Source organism: Neobacillus sp. BP17 (assembly GCF_059579525.1).
The window spans coordinates 557,401-580,525 of record NZ_CM184198.1 but is presented as its reverse complement, the minus strand read 5'-3'; the positions used below and the strand labels follow the sequence as shown (position 1 = coordinate 580,525).

At 40.8% G+C, this 23,125-nt stretch carries 20 protein-coding genes; 9 read left to right on the top strand and 11 right to left on the bottom strand.

Features of this window, described 5'->3' with window-relative positions; all coding sequences use genetic code 11:
• Positions 1 to 95: 95 nt before the first annotated feature.
• On the bottom strand, positions 96 to 1,568 hold the full coding sequence (gene gucD, locus AC4QJR_RS02825) for an alpha-ketoglutaric semialdehyde dehydrogenase GucD (RefSeq protein ID WP_496525197.1): 1,473 nt from the start codon (positions 1,566 to 1,568) through the stop codon (positions 96 to 98).
• 79 nt (positions 1,569 to 1,647) lie between these two features.
• The gene (locus AC4QJR_RS02820; protein ID WP_251463320.1) at positions 1,648 to 2,865 is read right to left on the bottom strand and encodes an iron-containing alcohol dehydrogenase; all 1,218 of its coding nucleotides are present in this window, start codon (positions 2,863 to 2,865) and stop codon (positions 1,648 to 1,650) included.
• A gap of 279 nt (positions 2,866 to 3,144) precedes the next feature.
• Between AC4QJR_RS02820 and AC4QJR_RS02815 the strand changes: the two genes are divergently transcribed.
• The 7 genes from AC4QJR_RS02815 (at position 3,145) to AC4QJR_RS02785 (ending at position 10,373) form a co-directional block, all read left to right on the top strand.
• Positions 3,145 to 4,050 carry a LysR family transcriptional regulator gene (locus AC4QJR_RS02815; RefSeq protein WP_251463321.1) on the top strand — a complete coding sequence of 302 codons (906 nt, stop codon included), beginning with the start codon at positions 3,145 to 3,147 and terminating at the stop codon, positions 4,048 to 4,050.
• A 268-nt stretch (positions 4,051 to 4,318) separates the two neighbouring features.
• A complete protein-coding gene (locus AC4QJR_RS02810) occupies positions 4,319 to 5,101 on the top strand; it encodes an IclR family transcriptional regulator (RefSeq protein WP_496525196.1) in 783 nt (260 codons plus the stop codon).
• Positions 5,102 to 5,505: 404 nt separating this feature from the next.
• A complete protein-coding gene (locus tag AC4QJR_RS02805) occupies positions 5,506 to 6,738 on the top strand; it encodes an MFS transporter (protein WP_496526602.1) in 1,233 nt (410 codons plus the stop codon).
• A 308-nt stretch (positions 6,739 to 7,046) separates the two neighbouring features.
• Positions 7,047 to 8,147 carry an amidohydrolase family protein gene (locus AC4QJR_RS02800; protein ID WP_496525195.1) on the top strand — a complete coding sequence of 367 codons (1,101 nt, stop codon included), beginning with the start codon at positions 7,047 to 7,049 and terminating at the stop codon, positions 8,145 to 8,147.
• A gap of 23 nt (positions 8,148 to 8,170) precedes the next feature.
• Positions 8,171 to 8,545, top strand: coding sequence for a Rieske (2Fe-2S) protein (locus AC4QJR_RS02795; RefSeq protein WP_496525194.1), 375 nt, complete (start codon positions 8,171 to 8,173; stop codon positions 8,543 to 8,545).
• Positions 8,546 to 8,752: 207 nt separating this feature from the next.
• A complete protein-coding gene (locus AC4QJR_RS02790; protein ID WP_496525193.1) occupies positions 8,753 to 9,994 on the top strand; it encodes a CynX/NimT family MFS transporter in 1,242 nt (413 codons plus the stop codon).
• 211 nt (positions 9,995 to 10,205) lie between these two features.
• A complete protein-coding gene (locus AC4QJR_RS02785) occupies positions 10,206 to 10,373 on the top strand; it encodes a hypothetical protein (RefSeq protein WP_155928503.1) in 168 nt (55 codons plus the stop codon).
• A 42-nt stretch (positions 10,374 to 10,415) separates the two neighbouring features.
• Here the strand turns inward: AC4QJR_RS02785 and AC4QJR_RS02780 are convergent, their stop codons facing one another.
• Positions 10,416 to 10,850, bottom strand: coding sequence for an SRPBCC family protein (locus tag AC4QJR_RS02780; RefSeq protein WP_496525192.1), 435 nt, complete (start codon positions 10,848 to 10,850; stop codon positions 10,416 to 10,418).
• A 1,029-nt stretch (positions 10,851 to 11,879) separates the two neighbouring features.
• Between AC4QJR_RS02780 and AC4QJR_RS02775 the strand changes: the two genes are divergently transcribed.
• A complete protein-coding gene (locus AC4QJR_RS02775) occupies positions 11,880 to 12,962 on the top strand; it encodes a branched-chain amino acid aminotransferase (protein ID WP_496525191.1) in 1,083 nt (360 codons plus the stop codon).
• Between the two features lie 156 nt (positions 12,963 to 13,118).
• Here the strand turns inward: AC4QJR_RS02775 and AC4QJR_RS02770 are convergent, their stop codons facing one another.
• The 8 genes from AC4QJR_RS02770 to AC4QJR_RS02735 all read right to left on the bottom strand — a co-directional run bounded on the left by AC4QJR_RS02770 (position 13,119) and on the right by AC4QJR_RS02735 (position 20,781).
• The gene (locus tag AC4QJR_RS02770) at positions 13,119 to 13,910 is read right to left on the bottom strand and encodes a 2-keto-4-pentenoate hydratase (protein WP_496525190.1); all 792 of its coding nucleotides are present in this window, start codon (positions 13,908 to 13,910) and stop codon (positions 13,119 to 13,121) included.
• Positions 13,911 to 14,002: 92 nt separating this feature from the next.
• Positions 14,003 to 14,857, bottom strand: coding sequence for an alpha/beta fold hydrolase (locus AC4QJR_RS02765; RefSeq protein WP_496525189.1), 855 nt, complete (start codon positions 14,855 to 14,857; stop codon positions 14,003 to 14,005).
• Positions 14,858 to 14,887: 30 nt separating this feature from the next.
• Positions 14,888 to 15,823: a DODA-type extradiol aromatic ring-opening family dioxygenase gene (locus tag AC4QJR_RS02760; protein WP_496525188.1), complete on the bottom strand. Its 936-nt coding sequence runs from the start codon at positions 15,821 to 15,823 to the stop codon at positions 14,888 to 14,890.
• A 103-nt stretch (positions 15,824 to 15,926) separates the two neighbouring features.
• Entirely contained in the window at positions 15,927 to 17,333 is a 1,407-nt protein-coding gene (locus AC4QJR_RS02755) for a PucR family transcriptional regulator (RefSeq protein ID WP_496525187.1), read from the bottom strand.
• 191 nt (positions 17,334 to 17,524) lie between these two features.
• The gene (gene hcaB, locus AC4QJR_RS02750; RefSeq protein ID WP_496525186.1) at positions 17,525 to 18,394 is read right to left on the bottom strand and encodes a 3-(cis-5,6-dihydroxycyclohexa-1,3-dien-1-yl)propanoate dehydrogenase; all 870 of its coding nucleotides are present in this window, start codon (positions 18,392 to 18,394) and stop codon (positions 17,525 to 17,527) included.
• 57 nt (positions 18,395 to 18,451) lie between these two features.
• A complete protein-coding gene (locus AC4QJR_RS02745) occupies positions 18,452 to 18,787 on the bottom strand; it encodes a non-heme iron oxygenase ferredoxin subunit (protein ID WP_496525185.1) in 336 nt (111 codons plus the stop codon).
• Between the two features lie 29 nt (positions 18,788 to 18,816).
• Entirely contained in the window at positions 18,817 to 19,419 is a 603-nt protein-coding gene (locus tag AC4QJR_RS02740; RefSeq protein WP_496525184.1) for an aromatic-ring-hydroxylating dioxygenase subunit beta, read from the bottom strand.
• Between the two features lie 36 nt (positions 19,420 to 19,455).
• A complete protein-coding gene (locus AC4QJR_RS02735) occupies positions 19,456 to 20,781 on the bottom strand; it encodes an aromatic ring-hydroxylating dioxygenase subunit alpha (RefSeq protein ID WP_496525183.1) in 1,326 nt (441 codons plus the stop codon).
• Between the two features lie 242 nt (positions 20,782 to 21,023).
• Here AC4QJR_RS02735 and AC4QJR_RS02730 point away from each other — a divergent pair, with 242 nt between their 5' ends.
• Positions 21,024 to 23,057 carry a Na+/H+ antiporter gene (locus tag AC4QJR_RS02730; protein ID WP_496525182.1) on the top strand — a complete coding sequence of 678 codons (2,034 nt, stop codon included), beginning with the start codon at positions 21,024 to 21,026 and terminating at the stop codon, positions 23,055 to 23,057.
• The last annotated feature ends 68 nt before the right edge of the window (positions 23,058 to 23,125 follow it).

The window sequence follows — 23,125 nt, the reverse complement described above, 5'->3', positions numbered from 1 at the left end:
TATGCAACGATTTATGGCGTCACCAAAGCTCATCCGGATACTTGATAAATAGAAGTCCCTCGTAAAAAAACGAGGGACTTCCTATTAACTTATGATTATGCTTTTACAAACACCGTTTTAATAGAAGTAAAGAACTCGATCGCAGCCTGCCCTTGTTCCCGCGAATGAGAACTGGACTGCTTCATTCCGCCAAATGGAGCTTGGAGTTCAACACCTGCTGTTTCCGCATTTACTCTTACAAGTCCCGCTTCCATTTCGTTAATGAAAGAGAACATGTTACTGATGTTTTTCGTATAAATAGATGCGCTCAAGCCAAACTCTGTATCATTTGATTGTTCTAATGCTTCCTCTAGGGTATCGACTTTAATTAATGCAAGAACCGGACCAAAAATCTCTTCACGTGCGATAATCATGTCATTTGTGACATTTTCGAACACCGTAGGCTGTACGAAGAAACCGTTTTCCGTTCCGTTTTCTGCTGGTCTTTCGCCGCCATAAAGGAGGGTCGCTCCTTCTTCCTTCCCTTTTTGAATGTATGATAGGACCGTATTTAATTGATTCTCACTAGCGCACGGTCCCATCCACGTTTCCCCTTGCATTCCGCATCCAACTTTTAGTGCACTAACCTTTTCCAAGAGCTTTTCCTTAAACTCATCATACACGTCAGTCTGTACGAAAACGCGGCTTGTTGCCGTACATTTCTGTCCGGTCGACCTTAGGCCCCCGCTAATCGTGCCTTCCACAGCAAGATCAAGATCCGCATCATTTGCAATAATAACAGGATTCTTACCACCCATTTCAAGCTGGTATTTTGCTCCGCGCGCAAGAGCTCCTTGTCCCACCATTTTACCTACAGTGTTGGAGCCTGTAAAAGTGATGCCATTTATATCAGGATGTTCAATAATCCTCTGACCAATAACGCTTCCCTGACCTGTGACCAAATTTACAACCCCTGCTGGGATACCTGCTTCGGCAAAACACTCGATTACTTTAGCAGCGGTAACAGCAGTCTCCTGAGCTGGTTTCAGCACAACCGTGTTTCCATAGATTAGAGCCGGGGCCATCTTCCAAATCGGAATAGCTACAGGAAAGTTCCAAGGTGAAATAACACCGACCACACCGAGAGGTACACGTGTGGTAAACATGAGCGCTTCACTATCCGTAGATGGAATAACGTCACCGATTTTTCTCATCCCCTCGCCAGCATAATAGCGAAGAATAGCTATCCCGCGTGCCGTTTCCCCTTTTGCCTCTGCGAATGTTTTTCCCATTTCTTTTGTCATTGTTTCTGCAATATCACTAAGACGTTCTTCCATTATATTGGCTGCTTTATATAAATAGTCGGCTCTTGCAGCTCCAGAAAGTTTTCGCCATGCTTTTTTCGCCTGCTTAGCCGCTGCTACTGCTGCATCCACATCCTCTTGAGAGGAAGACTGCACGTAGCCAACGATTTCATTTTTGTTTGCCGGGTTGATGCTGCCAGTCACTTTGTTTGCTGATGACTCAGTCCAATCTCCATTAATAAAGTTTTTATAGGTTAATACACTGTTTTCAACAATACTCACCATTATTAATCTCCTTCTCCTCGTTAATCGATTTGTACATCAGTTTGCCAAAAGTTAAATGTATCGACGGATTTTATAATCCTTATGCCAAAATTAATGTTTCTTCCTTATTATATATATCTTTTTGAAACTCTTCTAAATTACCATAGTAAGCATTTTCAATGATCTGTTTAATATCAGCAGGCCTTGTCAGTCTAGGGTTAATAAGAACGTTTCCGCTCCTCATTGAATCTTCTACTAATTTAGACAAATATTCCAATGAGACTCCCAACTCCTTAATATTTAAAGGAATTTTCATGGCTTGATTCATTTCAATAACAGATTCTATTGCTTTTCCAGCAGCCTCCTGTATGGATAATCCGCGAACATCCTTTCCTAAAGCGATCGCGATATCTTTATATTTATCGGCACATGCTGGTAAGTTAAATTTCATAACAAAAGGCAATAGCGCTGCATTTGCGATACCGTGCGGAATGTTAAAGACTCCGCCAAAGGTATGAGAGATAGCGTGAACATTCCCTAAGCGTGACTGGGAAAACGCAACGCCAGCCATCATAGAGGCTACCAGCATTTTTTCCCTGCTTTCGATATCAGTTCCTACGAAGTATGATTTGGTTAAATTTTCGCCAATCATTTTAATCGCCTGCATCGCGAATCCCTGGCTCACTGGGCTCGCTGCTTTGGATGTATAGGATTCTATTGCATGGGTTAAAGCATCCATACCCGTCGCGGCTGTGATTTCTTGTGGAAGATTCAAAGTAAGAGTCGGATCCAGTATGGCCAGAGTTGGAAACAACATCGGGCTAAGGACTGCTAATTTAAAGTGAGTTTCTCTGTTGGTTACAATAGTGGAATTCGTAGTTTCGCTCCCTGTTCCTGCCGTAGTCGGTATTGCGATAATTGGAAGTGGCGGCCTTTTAATTTTGCCCACCCCTTCATACTCCAAGATATGGCCGGGGTTGGTAGCCATCGCTGCTATTCCCTTTGCAGTGTCTATGCTGCTTCCACCACCTATAGCTAACACAGCACCATGATTAAGTTGCTTGAGATAATCAGTTCCTCTATGTATTGTTTCAGCTGATGGGTTTGGTTCTACTTCATCGTAAATGTCATAGCGCAAGTTCGCAGCCAGGAGCGATTTCTCAATTCCTTCTAAAAGATTCGCTGCCCTAACCCCTTTATCTGTAACGATTAGAACGCTAGTAACACCTAATTCCTTTACCATTTCTCCTGTTTTTTCTGATATCCCTTTACCGCACTCCACTCGGGTTGGCATAAAATACTTATAACTCATTGACATGTCCAGTTAACTTCCTCTCTACTTTTAGATTTAAGCCCATTTTGACAGTAATCAAGTGAATCATCCCATTTGGGAATAGAACTAACTTTGTACTAGCTTACTCATTGTTCGACGTGATGCAGCAAGGAAAGGACCTCACAAAAGTAAAAATGTTAAAAAATATTAATAATTCTTGCAATTTAGTGTTTACGCTTACAAATAGCATACAAGAAATGATATAATCGGTCTACACGAATATTCTGATTATTATCATCATTAAAACCGATTTAGGAGGTAGCCATGGAACTAAAACAGTTAATGATTTTTCAAACTGCAGCCCAAGAACTGAATTTTACACGTACCGCGGAAATTCTTTGTTTTGCCCAATCAAGCATCACTGCACAAATTAAGTCACTGGAAGACGAGCTTGGTGTTCCACTGTTCGAACGATTAGGAAAAAGGGTAATCTTAAGTCAAGCAGGTCACCGTTTTAAGTTATATGCGGATAAGATTCTTGGGGTTGCTGAAGAGGCAAAGATGATTATCGGGGAAAATGTTGAGCCAAGCGGGACACTGACCATATGTGCTTCGGAAACACAGTGCACATATCGTTTACCCTCATTGTTGAGACAATTTCAAAATAGTTTCCCTAAAGTACAACTTGTTTTTCGTCCTGGAATATCTGAAGCGGACTTCGGTGGCCTTCTTGCTAAGGGTGCTTTAGATGCAGTGTTAATATCTATGACTCCTATTGTTGCGGATAACCTAATTGTTGAACCGCTAGTTGCAGAGCCTATTGTGATTGTAAGTCATCCAGATCACTTTTTAGCCCAGAAGCAGAAAGTAACTGCTTTAGACTTAAATGGTCAGCCACTACTTGTGACAGAGGAATGCGATTACCGTCGTTTATTTGAAGATTCACTGACGGAGGCTGGTGTACAACCATTAAGCAAACTTGAACTTGGTGATGTAGAAGCCATTAAAAAATGTGTTATGGCAGGTATCGGAATAGCAGCTCTGCCGAAGATTGCAGTGGAGACAGAAGTGGCTCAGGGGCGACTTGCGGAACTCAAATGGGTTGGATCTGACTTTCCGATCGTCACTCAATTAGTTTGGCACAAAGACAAATGGATGTCACCCGCTTTAAGCGCATTTTTGGAAGTGACACGAGAGAACATACGAAAAGAGAATATCACCTTCCAATAAAAAAATTAAATATTGGCTGAAAACGACCATGTTGTAGGACAATTTCCCTTTTGGAAGTTGTCCTTTTTTCATAATTTGTATAGGTCATAACCCCTGCTACAATGGCATTTGTACAGTCTTTACTTTGAAAACTCCCATCGGGTAGTTATGCAAATAATCACAAATCTCAGAAAATACACTTGATTTTTTATTTTTTTTAATTTACGATTTACCCAGTGGAAAATGGGTAACGCCATTCACTAAAATAATTGTCGAGGAGGTGATATATGTGACGGAAAACAAGCGTGCATCCTATGGAAATGTTTCCCACGCATTAGATATCTTAATGTTTTTTATAAGACACGAGGATTGTAGTTTGGGAGAAATGGCTGAGAGACTTGACCTCAAAAAAAGTTATTTATCCAAATTGTTAGATGCTTTAAAAGACAAAGGGTTTATTGCTCAGGATAGCGATACAGGAAAGTATAAGCTAGGGTTATCCTGTTTAGAGTTGGCCACTGCATTTGAAAACAGACTGGATATTCGGAAAATAGCCCATCCACATCTTGTTGAATTATCATCTACCACTAAAGAACTGGTTCACTTAGGGGTAATGGATTCAAATGTTGTTGTTCTATTGGAACGAATCATGAATCAAGAGTCTGGCTTGAGATTGCAATTCCATTTATCTTTAACCTCACCTCCTCATTCGACAGGATTAGGTAAAGTGTTATTAGCTTACAGTGACCAAACAATGGTTGAAAACTATCTATCAACCGCAAAATTGGAACCTTCTTCTCCTCATACAACGGTTGATCCAAACAAAATTCGTGAGGAATTGGAACAGGTAAGGCTTAAAGGTTATTATTTGTCGTATGAAACATTTGAAAGTGGTGTATCGTGTGTAGCTGCTCCTGTTTTTTCGCGTCAGGGCAAAATTATTGCTGCCATTAGTATATGTGGACCAACAGTTAGGATTTTGTCTAAACAGAAAGAGTTGGTAAAACATCTACTTGCCACTACCTCTAGAGTAAATAGTGCATTAGGATACGACCTTCAACTTTCCCAATAGGCTATACATAATAGAATGTTGCTGGGTCAAAAAAGGCAGGAATGCCTTTGATTAGAATGTGAACGCTTACTTTTGTCTGATAAAACCTTTTAATCATGCGATTCTATTAAATTATTATTTAATAATAGGGAACACGACCATCATGACATTCCTCCAAGAGATTATTAATTACTACTTTTTTTCAGAGGGGAAGTTCTTTTCCTTTCAACACGAAAAAATATACGAAATATTTGTAGCTATCATGTCCTTTAACTATTTAACACTATTTTCATTGTAAAAATGTTAACAACATTTATAGAGGAGGAATGTACATGTCACAAGCTCGTGCGACCGAGGTTGTTCAGAGAGAAATTTCTAAAAAAGAAGTTTCTAAAAAGGGAACAAACAGAGCTTTATTAGCCAGTATGGTGGGAAGTTCAATTGAGTGGTTTGACTTTTTTCTTTATGGTTCAATGGCTTCTCTGGTATTTAATAAACTATTTTTTCCGAGTCACGATCCGGTAGTTGGGTTAATGCTTTCCTATCTATCGTTTGGCCTTTCATTTTTCATTCGCCCATTAGGTGGAGTTATTTTTAGCCATATTGGCGATAAAATTGGGAGAAAGAAAACGCTGATACTAACTTTATCCTTGATGGGTGGAGCTACCTTTTTGATTGGTTTATTACCAAATTACAATACTATTGGGATTTGGGCCCCAATTTTACTTATTACTCTGCGCTTGTGCCAAGGGCTTGGAATTGGCGGGGAGTGGGGCGGTTCTGTACTATTGGCGGTTGAATATTCAAAAAAAGGAAACCGCGGGTTTTATGGCAGTATCCCACAACTCGGAGTACCAGTCGGAATGCTGCTTGGAGTAATGTCCATCTCATTGCTAAATAAGCTGCCAGAAGAACAATTTCTAGCATGGGGATGGCGCCTGCCGTTTCTCCTAAGTACTATATTGATTTTCATTGGCCTTTGGATTCGTAACGGTATAGATGAAACGCCGAGTTTTAAAAAGGCAAAAGAAAGCGGTAACATTGCTAAACTCCCAATCGTGGATACTTTCCGTTATCATTGGAAGGCTGTGTTAATTACTGTAGGGGCTAAATTTGTAGAAACAGGACCATATTACATCTTCGCAACATTTATTATCGCTTACGCAACTGGATATCTTGGTTATGAAACGTCGACAGTGCTGAATGCAGTTGCAATTGCTAATTTAGTAACGATTTTCATGGTCCCTTTGATGGGGAAATTGTCAGACAAAGTGGGAAGAAAAGCTGTATATATGGGTGGAACAATTGGGTTGATTGTATTTGCCTTCCCGTACTATTATCTGTTAACTCTTAAGTCTGCCCTATGGTTAACGGTTGCCACCGTTATTGCGATCGGAATTATATGGGCTCCGATTGAGGCCGTAATGGGAACAATGTTCTCGGAAGTCTTTAGTACAAATGTACGTATGACTGGTATTTCTGTCGGAAATCAGATTGGTGCAGCTGTGTTTGGAGGTACCGCTCCTATGGTTGCACTTGCATTGTTAAATGTTTTTAACGATTCTTGGGTTCCTATAGCGTTTTATCTAGTGATTGCGGGTGTTATTTCTCTCATTTCTCTTTTCGCAATGCGCGATGGCAGAAATATAGAGTTGTAACAAGGATTATCGATAACCAATGAACGTTTTGGTAACAACTATCCTTCAATTAAATCTCTTATAATTATTGGTACAGGATTAGTCATTTTTGATTTGCACCGAATGCACGGGGGCATATCAGGTCGATTGGTCCAGAAATGAGACCGATCGAGCCATTATGATCCTGTGTAATTTGCTTGAATTTTTTCTTCATTCGGATATGAAATTTCGATAGTTGATGATCCCAAAAACAACTTATGGGGAAAGCAATTTCACGGTAACACCTTAACTTGCCGGAAGTCTATAAAATAAATGGAGGTAATGAAAGTATGGAGACAACTATGAAAAAGAGGTCATCCAAACCGGGCGTTGATTACGGAATTATTGATTGTGATGTCCATCAAACATTACACAGCTATGAGGATTTAAAGCCTTATATGCCTAGAGTATGGTGGGATCGACTAAAGGAGCCAGGCGGTACATTTCCATCACTTGTTTGGAGACCAATCCCTTTGGGACGCAGAGATGCATCACCTGGAAATGGAATGACTCCAGGGTCAGACCCAGAATATGCAAAAAAGGACTTCCTTGATCGATATAACATTACAAAAGGTATATTAACTGGTAGTCTTCTAACCATTTCCACACATAATAACCCGGATTATGCTGCTGCGATAGCTACAGCTTTTAATGATTGGACCATGGATAATTGGATCGCTAATGATGATCGCTGGTTAGCATCTATTGTTATCGCAACACAAGACCCGTTATTGGCAGCAAAAGAAATCGATCGCCTCGGATCGCACCCAAAAGTTTGTCAAGTAGTGATTAGTCCAGCATCAAGCCAGCCTTATGGTCAAAGATGGTTCTACCCTATATTCGAGGCAGCTGTACGAAATAATTTGGTAATCGCTCTCCATAGTGGAGGAGAGGGCGAAGGGATTAATACTCCGCCTATCTCAGCGGTAGGACAGCCGACAACAAATTTAGAGCGACACAACATATTGCCGATTCATCAAATGTCACAATTAAACAGTATTGTTTGTGAAGGTGTTTTTGAAAGATTCCCGACGTTGAAAGTGGTTGCAGTAGAAGGTGGATTAGGATGGTTACCTCATCTAATGTGGCGGATGGATAAGAACTATATTGCCATGCGAAAAGAGGTTCCTTGGTTGAAGCGTAAACCAAGTGAATATATCATGGATCATTACCGTTTTACGACACAGCCTATTGAAGAGCCGGAAAACTTTCAAGAAATGATCCAGATGCTTCAGTTAATGCGAGCTGAAAAAACAGTCATGTTTGCAACAGATTATCCGCATTGGGACAATGATGATCCAAAATTTGTACTTAATAAACTACCAGAAGAGATGCGTAGACGAGTAGCATACGAAAACGCAGCTGAATTGTATCATATTAATGCCAAATAAAGTGAACAGGGAGGTCAATCGACATGACGGAAGCTCTTCAAAAAGTAAAGCCTAAATATGTAGTAGCAGAAGTTGGGGATATTGAAGTTGGCAGTTGTAAAATTGTGACGGTTAATGGACGCAGTATTGGAATTTATTATGATGGCAGCGACTATCACGCCATTCGTAATGTATGTCCCCATGAACAAGCTGAATTATGCAAAGGTACATTTTCAGGAACGACATTGCCTTCAAAACCACATGAATACCTTTACGGCATGGAAGGTGAGGTATTACTCTGCCCTTGGCATGGATGGGAGTTTAACATCCATAATGGTGAATGTCTTGGGGATCCAAGGTACAAGGTAAAAATCTACCAAGTATCCGTTGAAAATGATAAAATTATGGTACAAATGTAGGCTGAGGAAGGTAATTTTCTCGGGTATGGTTCAATGTCTGGACATCCATTAATTCTTTTAAGCTGTTGGGTTGTTTTTCCTTAACAGCTTGTTTTTATGTTTGGAAAAATAATGAAATGGAGTAGTAGAAGAGAAAATCAGTAGAATCTAATAAAATATTCATACAATCTTGCCTGTATATAACCAGGAAAGGTAAAGGAGAATTCCATGACTTCAAAAGGCAACATCACTAAAAAACGCGCTTCCCTTCCCCTGGGAATTTGGGTACTCATCTTAGGAATCATATTTGCAGGTGCTAACCTTAGGGCTCCTCTTACAAGTGTAGGACCTATCATTGAAACGATTCGCCAAGATACAGGAATGTCTCATACATTAGCAGGTATGTTGACTACTTTACCATTGCTTGCGTTTGCTCTTTTTTCACCCCTTGCTCCAAAAATTTCTCGTCGTGTTGGATTAGAATATACACTATTTGGAGCCTTGCTTTTGCTAGTAGCAGGGATAATCATACGCTCTATACCTTACATAACTGCATTGTTTATCGGTACTGCAGTGCTTGGTATAGCAATCGCATTATGCAATGTGCTTTTACCCAGTTTGATTAAACGAGAGTTTCCCAATAAAGTCGGTATCATGACAGGTATATACGCCGTGTCTATGAATTTGTGGGCAGCTGTTGCCTCAGGAATTACTATACCCATCACCGAAGGGGTAGAATTTGGATGGCGAGGTGCTCTTGCTTGTTGGGTCCTTCTTTCTGTCGTTTCAATTGTTTTCTGGATTCCTCAAATACGTGTTCACCACCAGACAACAAGTTCTCTTGATACAGGAGGATCTTTATGGCATTCTCGTCTTGCATGGAACGTCACTTTGTTCATGGGTTTACAATCTACAGCCTTTTATGTTGTGGTAACTTGGCTCCCTTCGATTCTTCAACAACAAGGGATTAGCCCATCTGGAGCAGGATGGCTCCTATCATTAACACAATTTGCAAGCCTTCCAGCCACATTAATTGTGTCAATTCTTGCTGGTCGCTTTTCTAATCAACGATGGCTGGTGGGGCTCTCAGTAATCTTTTTACTCTTAGGTTACGCCGGACTTTTTAGTGGGATTACTTCTTTAGCACCGTTGTCCGTCATTTTAATTGGCGTTGGAATAGGGTCAGCGTTTGGTCTGGCTACTCTATTTTTTGTACTACGTACACATAACGCACATCAAGCTGCCGAATTATCAGGTATGGCTCAATCAGTTGGTTATTTATTAGCAGCAATAGGTCCGACTCTTTTTGGATTTATACACGATGTAACTCACAATTGGACTATCCTTCTTCTAATTTTGGGTTTTGGAGCCTGTCTTCTCTTTATTGTTGGTATGGAAGCCGGAAGTAGTAATTTTGTAACCACACATCAGGGCAATTACAGAGCCAGTACGATAAAAAAGAAGGCATAGCGAGTAAAAAAAATGGTATTGAAATGCCCTCGAGCTCAAATCAACTGGCAAGTTGGGACAGAGATTAAGTTTCAATTAATATTTACACGAGCAAGAGCTTTTTAGCTCACTCTCTCTATATTAGATAACAAGTCGATAAACAACAGATTCCGCTTTGAATAATTAAATTAATGCTACATATACTACTCTTTAGATTTAGGGGGGTGAGTATATGCCAAATCAACAAAACAACCAGCAAAAAGGGAAAACCAATCCTAATCAACAAGGGGCCGGGTCTCAGTATCACGAGGAGCATGCGAGTAATGTTCCGGATTATGGAGCAAACACGGTCGACCCCAATGCTTTTACAAATGCCGCTGAAAACAATGAACAATCTTGATTTTTTTAGACGCCCATTTGTGGCGTTTTTTTGCGGCAACTGTTAGGACTCAAGAATCTGTTTAATATTTTTTAAATCTTTCATGTTTGCTCGTTTCATCATCGGAGCCATAAACGGTGCAAATACTTTTGAAAAACCGGCTGGATTCCCTTTATTCCTTAACGTCATCCGTGTGCGATTTCCCTCGATAGATTCCCAAGTATAGATGGTCTCCATTGGAAACGGCCCCTGGGTTGTTTTCATCACTAGCTTTTTTTCTGGTATAAATTCAGTGATTTCATAGATATAGGCAAGTTCCCTTCCAAGAAAATGGGCTTTAAACGCCACTCTTGTACCCAACCTCAATGGTTTTTCCGTTTGCCATTCGGCAGATTGAATATTTACATACCATTTCGGGGCGTTGTCAGGATTAGCTGCATAGTTTGATACTTCTCCCACCAGTCGCTCGATTATTATCTCTGTAAAAACATCTACCATTGTTTATCCTCCACAGCCATAACTTTTATGAGTTATTTTTTTCTAGATAATTTTTCAATAACGTGCCAAGCAAGTACCCTTAAGTATGGGATGATTCCCAGTCATCCTGAAGGATACCTGACGCCGTATGAGAAAGTTGCAGCAAAGTGGCCCCATCTTTGTCAATTAATCGGTAGGTATACGCGCTGTTTACGGCTCCTTTCATCCCTAAGTGACCGTGGAGGCGAATAATTGTAGCTTAAAGCTAAGGACCTCAACTACTAATGAAATGAATGACCATGACCATGATACTATGTACCAAAATACCCTGACCCCTTTTACTCTCCATTTATCATAAAAATAAACAAAGGCATAGCCAAAGAGCAGGTAAAGAAACCAAGTAATAAAATCGAACCATTCATATTTTTCTATATCATTGATATCGTATAAAATCAAATTTTGTTCCGGCTAATATATAATCAATGACTTGGGCATATACCATGCTAAATAGAAGATTAAAATTGTTACGGAGAGTGGGAATCGCTTAGGAAGAATAAAAATAAATGTATATGTAACTACTATGGAGATGGTAAGAACCACTCATTGGTATCAAATTTCTCCGGTAAGACAAACATTATGACTAACATTATTGGTTCAACTCTTTCAAAACTAATTGCTATCAAGAAAAACGATAAGGAGCGTAATTAAAGCTATTTCAAGCGCATTTAAATTTTTAGGCATTACGGCAAAATAAATGACCACAAGGGAACATATCGTTGAAAAAATCACCAATGACATCTGTGTATCTTCCTTATTTGTTGTTTCCTATCTAGATATTAAATTCTAGTTTCTTCACATATCTGGGTAATTATGTTTGTATCCTAAAAATATATTTTTGGAATTATTCGATTTTTTAATCAAGAGAATGGCAGGAGGTGCTGTTTAAGTGTTATAGTTAGATAATTAAGTTCATTTCAATTTTAAATTTCTATAGTGCAAAAGCCTACTAATCAACAAGATAAAGTAGAGAATCGACAAGAGGTGTTAACCATGAAACAAGAAATTGGATTTATTCAAAGAGAAGTGTTAAAAGAAAAGCCTGATTTTGCATCACTTGGTTTTGGAAAGTATTTTAGTGATTATATGTTTGTCATGGATTATCAACATGAAGTCGGCTGGTATGATCCGAGAATTACTCCTTATGAACCCTTAACGCTAGAGCCGTCTGCCATGGTTTTTCACTATGGACAAGCCATCTTCGAGGGAATGAAAGCCTATAAGACGGCTGATGGCGCCATCCAGCTTTTCCGTCCAGAGAAAAACATGAAACGTTTGAATGAATCATGCGAAAGACTATGCATTCCGCAAATTGATGAGGAATTTCTATTAAAAGCCATTAAACAATTAGTTTTAACCGAAAAAGATTGGGTTCCTGATGGTGAAGGTACTTCTCTTTACATTCGTCCTTTTATATTCTCAACGGAACCATATCTTGGCGTCCGTCCTGCGAAACAATATAAATTGCTTGTGATTCTTTCTCCATCTGGAGCTTATTATGGAGACCAATTAAGCCCTGTTAGAATTTATGTAGAAGAACATTATGTTCGCGCGGTAATTGGCGGAGTGGGTCATGTGAAAACTGCTGGAAACTATGCAGCCAGTCTGAAAGCGCAAGAAAAAGCAGATGAAAATGGATTTGCTCAAATTCTCTGGCTTGATGCGAAAGAGAATAAGTATGTCGAAGAAGTTGGCAGCATGAATATCTTCTTCAAAATTAATGGCGAAGTGGTCACACCACGATTAAACGGAAGTATTTTACCAGGAGTAACACGTGATTCTGTGATTGAATTACTAAAATATTGGAATATTCCTGTACGGGAAGAGAAAATTTCCATTGAAGAGGTATTTGCAGCACATGCACGCGGAGAGCTTGAAGAAGTGTTTGGTGCAGGAACAGCTGCTGTTATTTCCCCTGTTGGCGAATTAACTTGGAATGACCAGGCGATTACCATAAATGACCGTCAAATCGGAGAACTCTCTCAGAGGATTTATGATGAAGTGACCGGCATTCAACTTGGTAAAAAAGAAGATCCGTTCAACTGGACAGTGAAGGTTGAACAGGTGGAAGTGTAAAAGGAATAACGAACCGGCAAATTGCTAACGGTTTCCTTTTCCTATCGCAAAATGTGAATTTACAGCTTAATTTTTAAGCTAAAAAAGCAAAACAAAAAGCACCGTATTTGCGGTGTTTTTTGTTTATGGCTGTGTTAAACTTTTTCTAATATTCCCTCACTGAAAAGTAACTTCCACTTTCCCTAACTCACTGAACTCAGCAGTAAACACATCCCCTTTTTGTGCAATTACTGCAGCGGATAAAGCACCAGATAAAATCACTTCTCCAGCTTTTAAATGGACATTATATTCAGATAATTTGTTCGCTAACCAGGCTACACATGTGGCCGGATGCCCTAATACATCTGCCCCTGTCCCTTTGTTCATAAGCTCGCCATTTTTATAAAGATTCATTTTGATTTTAGTCAGATCTAAACCATTGACAGTGAATTTTTCGTCTCCTAATACATAAAGCCCGCAGGAAGCATTATCGGCAATAGTGTCTTGGAGCTTGATTTTCCAATTCACAATTCGACTGTCCACAATCTCTAATGAAGGAATGATGAACTCTGTTGCAGCTAAAACATCTTCCGCTGTCACATTTGGACCTTTAAGATCCTTATTGAGAACAAATCCGATCTCCCCTTCAACCTTTGGTTCGAAAAGGGAGTCAACAGCAATGCTTCCTTTATTTGTAACACTCATGCTGTCCAATAAGTGACCGTAATCCGGCTGGTCGACTCCTAAAAGCTCTTGCATAGCAAAGGAAGTTAACCCAATCTTTTTCCCAACGATTTTCTGTCCAGCCTTGACCTTCTGATCAATCGCCTTTAACTGGACTTGATACGCTTCGTGAACAGTCAGGCTTGGGTACAGATCTGTTAAGGGAGTAACGGATTTTTTCGTCTGTTCTGCATGGAGCAAATGCTCGTATGCATCTTTTATTACAGATGTTTCTTGTATGCTCAAAGAAAAAACCTCTTTCTTTTATATAATAAAAAAACTTTGATAGGACAGGTTTCTACACTCGCACTATCAAAGTTGGGTGGAAATATCAAAACTTATTTCACGGGAATTTTACAAAAGAAGTCAATAATGACCTTGTTAAATTCTTCTGCCTTTTCCCATTGCGGCCAATGTCCAGCATCGTTAATGACGGTTAATTCACTGCCAGGAATCATCTCTTGGATAGGTTTTGCTTCTTCGACTGTAGAGGTTGGGTCATGATCCGTCCATGCTAATAAGGTTGGAACATCAATCTTTCCACACCAAGAAGGATCCCAGCTATAATGTTGTCGATATTCAATGTCTTGAAGGGCAACAATGTGCTGAACAGCTTCTTGGTAGGATGGCTGTGTATAAATTTTGTAACGGGCTTCAATAAGCTCATCTGTAACTTGACTCTTATCGTACATTAACCATTCAAGTCTGGTTTTTACATTTTCATAGTTTGCTTCCAGAACGGCTTTAACAGTGGACTCCTTCAGCTTTTTCATAACTTCAGCTTTGTTGTTAACATTTCCAGGAGTATTTAAAACTAATGCTTTAGCAATCCCAGGATGATGGGCAGCGAACCATGCTGCGACCCAACCGCCTAGGGATTCACCAGATAGATAGACCTCTTTCAAGTCTAAAGCTTGGATGACCCATAATAGATGATCACTATAGGAATCGATTCCGTAAGGCCGATCCGGTTTTTCTGTGTAACCATGCCCAAGCATATCAATGCAGATTACACGGAAATACTCACTCAATCCTCTAATGTTCCGGGCGTAAGCCTCAATATGACCGCCAGTACCATGAAGCAAAATAAGCGGTTCCCCAGTTCCTGCTTCTAGTACTCTCGTTTTGATTCCATTTGCATCCACATAATAATTCCTAAACTCTAAATCTGCTAAATCTGTCCAAACTGTCATCTCGTTCTCCTCCTCCGTTTTTTGAAAGTCTTATACTTTATGAAACTTGACAACGCCCATCCCCGTCACCCATTCTGGGATTGGCTCATAATAAGCCACCTCTGGTTCAAGCCCCTGAAGAATTCCTAGCAACACAAGCCAGTTATGAATTTCCTGACCGCCATTGCCGCCATTTTCCTCGATAAAATCAGGGCTCCATTGTCTTAGTGCCTGATAGTCTTTTTCTGTAATCAATCGTAAAAATTCGCGATCCCATTCTTCATTGACCGGTCCGGATTTCAAACTTGTCACACGTGTTTTGCGCGTGTTCAAATATTCGTCAAGCTGCCCAATTTCTTGACGGCCATTTGTAAGAACTTTAATTAGCTCCTGATCTTCAGGCTTTTCACTATCGATCTTTGGAATCGGAACCCAGTGAGAGATTCCTCCTGAAGCAACAATCGCTACTTTTTTATCGCTTTCCCATGATTCAATTGCTTTGCGGACGACCTCTCCAACTTGGAAACAGCGATCCATTGTAGGCAGCGGTGGTGCTGCTGTGTTCACAGCAATCGGCACTACTGGTAATTTTAAATCAGGGTTTAAAAAGTGGACGGCTTGAGTGTGGCCATGATCCACTTTCATTCTCATTGAAAAGGCAAAATCCACATTGTTCGCTAACCCTGTATCAAGAACATGCTTCGCTAATTCCTGCTCAACAGGAATTTTATATTCAGGAATATGCCAATCTCCCCATCCTTCACATCGATCAATCCCAATCGTGAACGAAGGCATATGATCATAAAAATAACTATTGAAATGATCATCCGAAATTAAGATGATTACATCTGCTCCAATATCCTCCAGCCATTTTTTCATGCCGGCCACTGTCTTTAGAAAGCGCTGCCCTTTTTCTCCACCGCCAGCTTGATTGGTCATGATCATTGGACTATGTGACATTGCTATTCCTGCTGCAATTTCAGCCATATCTTCCACCCCTCTATTTTGAATATATTTTTACAATTTTGGCGGGGATTACCCCGTTCTAATCTATTTATCAAAAATTCAAAGCCAAATGGTGTATTATTCACTACATTTTCAGGTCGCCCAGAATAATACCCGCTTGCAGTGCCAAGAAAAGCTGACTACTTGTCTGCAGATCATTGATATCAGCATCTAAAATTTCAGATATTTTTTGCAATCGATATCGTAATCCACCAATCGATAAATTCATTATTCTTGCCGCTTTACAGATATTCTGGCCACTTTTAATGTAATAATATAGAGTTTTGGTTAACTCTGATTCTTTCCCTCGATCGTATTCAAGTAATCTCGAAAGCATTTTGTTGCAGAAATGCCGGATATCTTCCATTTTTCCTGCTCGAAATAAAATCCCCACTGCTCCTAAATCATCAAAGTACATTATTTCTTTTTGCTGAGAGTTCATGTTCAATAAAATGAGAGCTTCATTGTATAGAATTGGTATATCTTCAAGTGACGTTGATCTTGAACTCATCCCGATTTTAAAAGGTATATTAGGGTATTTTTCTTTCAGAAAACAAAGTAATTTTCTGATAAATTCATCGACATTTATAAAGTATTTCGTAAGCAAATCAACAGGCAGCAACGCAGCTATAGTTTGAGAGTCTTCTGAGATTAAGATATTCAAATTTCGCTCCATAAAATATCTTGAAAAAACTTCAATCAAAGTCATACCGCCGATTGGATCTTTTTCATTTTGATTAAATTTTGGATCCCCTTTTAAAACTAAAAATTGATACTCTTTGCCCAAATCCACTCCAATATGTCTGGCCCTTTTGAATAATACGACTGGGTTTAAACGATTATGGATCATATCTTCTAACAATCCGCCTTTGAGGTTTAACTTCAGTTCTGTATCAAGGATTGTTTCGTTGTTATAATTACTCACAGATCCGATGAGACACATTTGTTTCATTTTCAACCAATCAACTGCAGAAAAAGAAGTGTTAATAAAGGAACAGTAACCTACAATCTTGCCTCGGGATACCATCGGAGCAATTAATCTCTTATGTTCATCTGATTGGTCCAGTTCGACAATTTGCTGCTTCTCAATAAGTTCAGTCAGTTTGACGTGATTATCTCCATCGAGATTATTTTTAGCAATTTCCTTTAAGTTACTGCTATATTGCCTAGCCAGTTCCGGATTTAAACCTATTGAATAAAGGTAGTTAAAGCCTAGATCCTCAAGTATGATGGGAATGTTTGTAAGCTGATAGCATACGTCAGCCAGTCTTGTTTCCCCAATGCCATTTAGAAACTGCCCAATGGCTTGGTTATTTAAATCCATAGCAGCCTGCAAGTTATTTTTTTCAGTTAAAACCGTATCAAGGCAGTTCAGAAGCATTTGTGGCAGTCCCGATTCGAACTCCTTCTCCGTGAAGTTATAGTTTCCAAAATGCGACGACATTTGAACAAACATTTCCATTGCCTTAGGATATTTGATCTTATTTTGCAATATATTCACCCACTTAAGAAAGGTACAAGCTTACTAGCTCCCCCTGAAAATTTGCATTTTAAGATTATTCTACTTCTCCTAAGTGTGCTTGTCGACTCGGTGCGGACATATCCTTCATGTTTCCAATTGCCATGATAGTTCATCTTTACCGAAACTACTCTAATTGGTGAAATGGAATTAATAGTAATTTTTCAATCTCTAATTCCTAATTTATCCAGCAATCCCTGACTTCCCGTTTTTCTGCGAAGACCCCGAATACCCCAGCCTCCATCGAAATTCAATACCGTACCTGTAGCTGGAATATTGTCATTTCGTGACGCAAAGAATACGTAAGATCCAGCATAATCTTCTCCGTACAATATCCGTCCGATCGGAGAGGCTGACTCTACATTCTCCTTACCAGGTTCCAAGTCGTCGTCCTTGTACCATTCTTGATACATGCTCGTTATAGACCGATTGTCCATTTCCAGTGCGGCCGGTCCCCTTAAATCCGTCATTGCCCCGCCAATGGCAATGCCGTTCACTCGGATATAAGGTGCTAATTCAAATGCCAATTGGCGAACCAAACCAACAACGGCGTGCTTGGTGGATGTGTAAAGCGGTCCGCCCCCGTTTGGGTAAAAGCCTGCATTAGAAACTGTAAAGATCATATTCCCCCGAGTTTCCGCCAATTGCGGCAGACACGCCTTGGCCGCAAGCAAGTAACCCTTGACATTGATTTGGAACAACTCATCAAATGCTTGGTCAATCTTGTCATCCGGAAGATCTACCAGCGACATGTTGTAATCCCAAATACCGACATTTGCAATCAACGTGTCAATTTTTCCAAAATGTTCGGTACACCGGCTAACCGCCGACTTGAGGTCACTGTACCGACGTACGTCTCCAACTATTCCAATGGCATTTTCACCATACTCTTGTACAAGCTGATGCAGACGATCTGCTGACTTGTCAAAAACTGCAACTTTGGCACCTTCAGCCACAAACCGTTCTACAATGGAACGGCCGACGCCGGATGCACCGCCTGTAATAAAAACCACTTCATTGGTCAATTTCATCATTGTACCTCCCCACTCGTATGATTTGTTACATGTAATATGATCATGGGAATGGGGTGGCTACTCTTTTTTTTCAAAGAATCCGTCTTCAAAAGCCACATATACATCGTCTCCATCAACCTGTACCGGATACTTTTTCAAAGGTTTAAAAGGGGGGGCCATCTTAACCGCTCCCGTATGTGCACAAAACTTTCCCATATGCAATGAGCACACGATGACATCTCCGTCTAGATAACCGCCTTCAGATAACGACCATTTGGCGTGAGAACATCGGTCTTGTGTTGCCAATACTTCTCCATTAACGTTAAACACCGCTACTGCCGTATCTCCTTCTACTACCTTTAACCCCTCATCAGTTGGTAGATCAGACAACGTGCAAACCTTTGTAAACTTCATAAGGCACTTCCTTTCAGCTGTAGTAATGATTAGAAAAAGACAGACAAGTTATTTGACAATATCGTACTTTGATCAATCAAAATGGTTCTGCGGGCAATTTTAAAGCCCAATCCTCCCTCTGAACGCCGTAATATATCCCGACGCTCGCCAGGAAAAATATCAGACTGACGCTCCGAACGGTTGCGATACACGATAAATGACGATGCCACCTCATACGTGTTCGGTTCCTCCAATTCCCGAATCATGACGTTGGAAATCAGGTGCCGTGTACGTGACACCGGATTCTCCGCCCAGTTCACTCCGGATACTCTCGCTCGAATACGTCCTCGCATCGTTTCATAGGTATCGTCGTAGTGCGATCCTTTTCCTTGAGCCGCATACTCTTGTGATACTTCTCTACCTACTCGGTTCATGCGAATCGGCATCCAATAATGAATATCCTTGTCCATCAGCTCGAACCACGCTTCAAACTCCGAGTGGTCTAACAGCTGCGCTTCCTTGTAGTAAAATTGCTCAATTTCATGTTGCAGCTCCAGACTTGAGCTACTTTCTTCCCATTTAAACGGTTTGATTAACTCCATTACTTCCATACCCTTTATCACCCCTTGTTTTAATCCTAAATCGTATGACATCCGATCCTTCATAAGTGTAGGCAACGTCCCCAAGCTTTAAGATTGGGGTTTCAATGTATCCCAACTTGGTTCGGACATCATGCGGGCCCAGTGGGAATAAAACCCTCTAGCTGCTTCTTCCGAAAATACATAGGAGGTTTTTCCTGGAAAATCCGGATTGTTTTTCCCCTGAACATTCAGCCCCATTTGCATGGCAAGGGGTGCCGTTCTGGATTTGTACCCACGAAGAGCGCTCTGAATTTCAACCCAGTTTTCCCCGTCATCCTGCTCGAACACCCCACTGGCACTGAACGTACGGACATTCTGTCGAGCCAGCTCATCCTTGATTTCCTGCGGTGCATCCTTATCAACGACGACGAAGGCCCACACCTCAATCTGATTCGGTCCCTTTGGATGCCACGTCCTTACTGTGTTCATCCCATACGGTAAGAATGAGCAATTAGGGAAGATTGTCATGTGGCTTGTCGCCATTCTGTCGTACGGTAAAAGAGGAGTCAAACGTTCTTTTGCCTTTTCATAAGCCGGGCCTTCACTATAATATTTGTCGACTATTGGTCCTACACGTACCGAACCTCTTGCTGTATCAATATAAAAGCCGCATCCATGACCGCCCCATTCAGATCGGAACTGATGTCCTTTCATATGCGGCTCATAATTGGACAAATCTTGCTCGGGCGGCAACCCTGCAACTACAGCAGCCAAATGAGATGACAAGGCATGGTACATGTCACTGGCAAATTGCTCCGCAGCAAACTTCCAGTTACAGTCAATCACCCACTTTTGCATGGCCCCGATGGCTTCTGTCCCTGCCTCGGAACGATCCAACATGGTGTCCATGTAAGGGGTTGCATCACTCAAATAAGTCAACAAATCCGGCGCTTCCGGATCCCAGTTGGCAAATACTAACCCCTTGTATATTTCCACCCTAGCCTGAATCGGTCCCCAATCTTCTTTCTTGAATCCGGAGAATGCTTCTTCTTCAAACGGTACATTGACTAGATCGCCTGCTGTGTTATACGCCCATCCATGGTAGGTACACGTGAACGCCTTGGCATTCCCGCAATCCGCCCGGCAAATCTTCATCCCGCGATGCCGGCATTGGTTATGGAACACCTTAATGCTCCCATTTCTCTGCCGTACCATCACAACAGGATCTTCTCCCATATAGGTGGTCAAATAATCTCCCGGTTTAGGAACGTGGCTCTCATGGCCAAGAAGCAGCCATGAACGACCAAAAACCCTCTCCAATTCCAACTCATAAAGTTCCTGATCCGTATAAATACGTGGATCTAACGCTCCATTTTCCGCATCTATAAGTGCACGAATTGTTTCCGGTGTCCATTTTTCTGAATTAAGGCTCATAGATTAAAACCTTCCTTTCTATTTAAACGTCGATTGAAATCGCTTTCTTGTTTAAATTTTAAATTTTTTTACAATTAAAAAATACAACAAAAAGTGCTTTTTATTTCAGTATTTTCTAAACATTCAATATAAATAATGTGTCAAAAATTACCATTTTATCAAACTCAGATTCCTGAAAATTCTCCTCTCTAATGAGTGAAAAAAATCTCGTTACACAAAATACTTAAGAGAGGAGACCTGCAATGGAATTTTTTCTGCTTATCCTTTTATTACTTGCTGTCATTGGATTATCTAGTTTCATCCATCACTTTTTTCCATACATACCAGTGCCGCTGGTTCAAATTGCATTTGGGGTGTTACTCGCTTCGCTGCCGTTAGGCATTCATATCCCCATGGAGCCGGAGTTGTTTTTCGTATTGTTTATCGCTCCCCTGCTTTTTCATGATGGAAAAAATGTTTCACGGCACGCACTATGGAAATTACGAAAACCGATCCTCCTACTTGCCCTCGGTCTAGTATTTGTTACCGTATTTACGATTGGATATTTAATTTATTGGCTGATTCCGTCCATTCCACTGCCAGCTGCTTTTGCTTTGGCTGCGATTCTCTCTCCGACCGATGTCGTTGCTGTGAGTGCCATTTCGAGCCGGGTGAAGATACCGGAAACAATTATGCATATCCTTGAAGGGGAGGGACTAATGAACGATGCCTCTGGATTGGTTGCATTTAAATTTGCGGTTGCTGCAACGGTTACAGGTGTTTTCTCATTAGCTCAGGCAAGCGGGAGTTTTATCGTAATTGCAATTGGCGGTCTAGCAGGCGGTGCACTTCTTGCCATTCTAATCATTCAACTGAAAATCTTTATTCGCCGGATGGGGATGGAGGATGTGACCATCCACATGTTGATTCAACTGCTTACCCCTTTCGTGATTTTCTATCTTGTGGAGCATGTTCATCTCTCGGGTATTTTATCTGTGGTTGCGGCAGGGATTGTACATACCATCTACCGCGAACGTGATCAATCTCCTGCGATGAAATTACAATTGGTTTCACAAAACACGTGGATGGTGCTTATCTATATCTTGAACGGATTGGTGTTCCTTCTATTAGGTCTGCAAGTTCCAAGTGTTATCAGTGAAATTTTCAAAGACCCGTTGTTTAATAATTGGGAAGTGAGTAAGTATATTTTCGTCCTATCCGCCGCCCTTCTCTTCTTGCGCTTTTTATGGATTGGTGCGGCATGGAAGTGGGAGTGGCTCAAAAAGGAAATCGAAATGCCTTCAATGAGAGCGATTGGCATTATCACTATTTCCGGTGTCAGAGGGGCGGTCACTCTAGCCGGAGCATTCACCATTCCCTATGTCCTAGCCGATGGAGCCCCCTTTCCTCAACGTTCTTTAATTATTTTTATAGCTGCTGGTGTTATTCTGGTCACACTCCTAACGGCCAGTATCTTCTTGCCAATTCTTGCTAGGACAGAAAAAGGAAACGCTAATGAACAGCGGGAAGTAATGGCACGAGAGGCGAAGCTGCGGACAATTGATTCCGCTATTCGGTCGATTCGTGAATTGATGAACGATGAGAATCGCGGGGCTGCGGTTTCGATTATTGCCTCATACAATCAAATTAGAAATCAGCTGAACATGGAGAATAATAAAAACCCCGAGCACTTAAAACTACTGGAAACTGAAGTTCGGATGATGGCCTTGGAAGCTGAAGCCCTTTATATTGAAACATTAAAATTAGAGGGGAAAATCGACCGAGAAACGTATTATTTGTCTGATGAACATATTCAGAGGATGAGGCTTGCTGTGACCAATCGGATGCGCTTTAGAAGATTATTTATTGGAACACTTGCTAAAAGAAGTGTCTTCAAACTAATTCAGTTAATCATTCCGAAAAGCCAGCAACAGCTTGAAACCCGCAAGGCACAATTGAAGAAAATGATTCAGTTAAAAGTGAATATGGCGAAAGCTGCCATTAAGTATTTAAATAACCAGATGACACCTGAAAATGAGCATGTGTATTTAGTGATTATCGGAGAATATAGCGAAATGCTCACGAAATTTAAATTGGCGAAAAAGAGGGCCGACTCTGCTCATTACAGGCATTTACAAAGAGAATTGCTCGTAAAGGCATTCCAGGCCGAACGAGATGAAATTCAGAAATTGTACGAAGAAGGAGAAATCACTGCCGATATCATCCGGAAAATTCGCAAGCAGATCAATATTCGGGAGGCCTATTGGATGGAAGAAAGCAGTCTCCATACTCATTAGTATTCCACCGCACAATCGTACAGAGAAGTGACAGCCGGGACAGACCATATGCGTCTTTTTCTTCTTTT

Coding starts and splice junctions, on each gene's coding strand:
- AC4QJR_RS02815 (WP_251463321.1), top strand. CDS start 3,145: ATGGAACTAAAACAGTTAATGATTTTTCAAACTGCAGCCCAAGAACTG.
- AC4QJR_RS02800 (WP_496525195.1), top strand. CDS start 7,047: ATGGAGACAACTATGAAAAAGAGGTCATCCAAACCGGGCGTTGATTAC.
- AC4QJR_RS02745 (WP_496525185.1), bottom strand. CDS start 18,787: ATGAAGTTTACAAAGGTTTGCACGTTGTCTGATCTACCAACTGATGAG.
- AC4QJR_RS02780 (WP_496525192.1), bottom strand. CDS start 10,850: ATGGTAGATGTTTTTACAGAGATAATAATCGAGCGACTGGTGGGAGAA.
- hcaB (WP_496525186.1), bottom strand. CDS start 18,394: ATGATGAAATTGACCAATGAAGTGGTTTTTATTACAGGCGGTGCATCC.
- gucD (WP_496525197.1), bottom strand. CDS start 1,568: ATGGTGAGTATTGTTGAAAACAGTGTATTAACCTATAAAAACTTTATT.
- AC4QJR_RS02820 (WP_251463320.1), bottom strand. CDS start 2,865: ATGTCAATGAGTTATAAGTATTTTATGCCAACCCGAGTGGAGTGCGGT.
- AC4QJR_RS02760 (WP_496525188.1), bottom strand. CDS start 15,823: ATGGCTGAAATTGCAGCAGGAATAGCAATGTCACATAGTCCAATGATC.
- AC4QJR_RS02785 (WP_155928503.1), top strand. CDS start 10,206: ATGCCAAATCAACAAAACAACCAGCAAAAAGGGAAAACCAATCCTAAT.
- AC4QJR_RS02765 (WP_496525189.1), bottom strand. CDS start 14,857: ATGACAGTTTGGACAGATTTAGCAGATTTAGAGTTTAGGAATTATTAT.
- AC4QJR_RS02790 (WP_496525193.1), top strand. CDS start 8,753: ATGACTTCAAAAGGCAACATCACTAAAAAACGCGCTTCCCTTCCCCTG.
- AC4QJR_RS02740 (WP_496525184.1), bottom strand. CDS start 19,419: ATGTCATACGATTTAGGATTAAAACAAGGGGTGATAAAGGGTATGGAA.
- AC4QJR_RS02775 (WP_496525191.1), top strand. CDS start 11,880: ATGAAACAAGAAATTGGATTTATTCAAAGAGAAGTGTTAAAAGAAAAG.
- AC4QJR_RS02730 (WP_496525182.1), top strand. CDS start 21,024: ATGGAATTTTTTCTGCTTATCCTTTTATTACTTGCTGTCATTGGATTA.
- AC4QJR_RS02795 (WP_496525194.1), top strand. CDS start 8,171: ATGACGGAAGCTCTTCAAAAAGTAAAGCCTAAATATGTAGTAGCAGAA.
- AC4QJR_RS02735 (WP_496525183.1), bottom strand. CDS start 20,781: ATGAGCCTTAATTCAGAAAAATGGACACCGGAAACAATTCGTGCACTT.
- AC4QJR_RS02805 (WP_496526602.1), top strand. CDS start 5,506: ATGGTGGGAAGTTCAATTGAGTGGTTTGACTTTTTTCTTTATGGTTCA.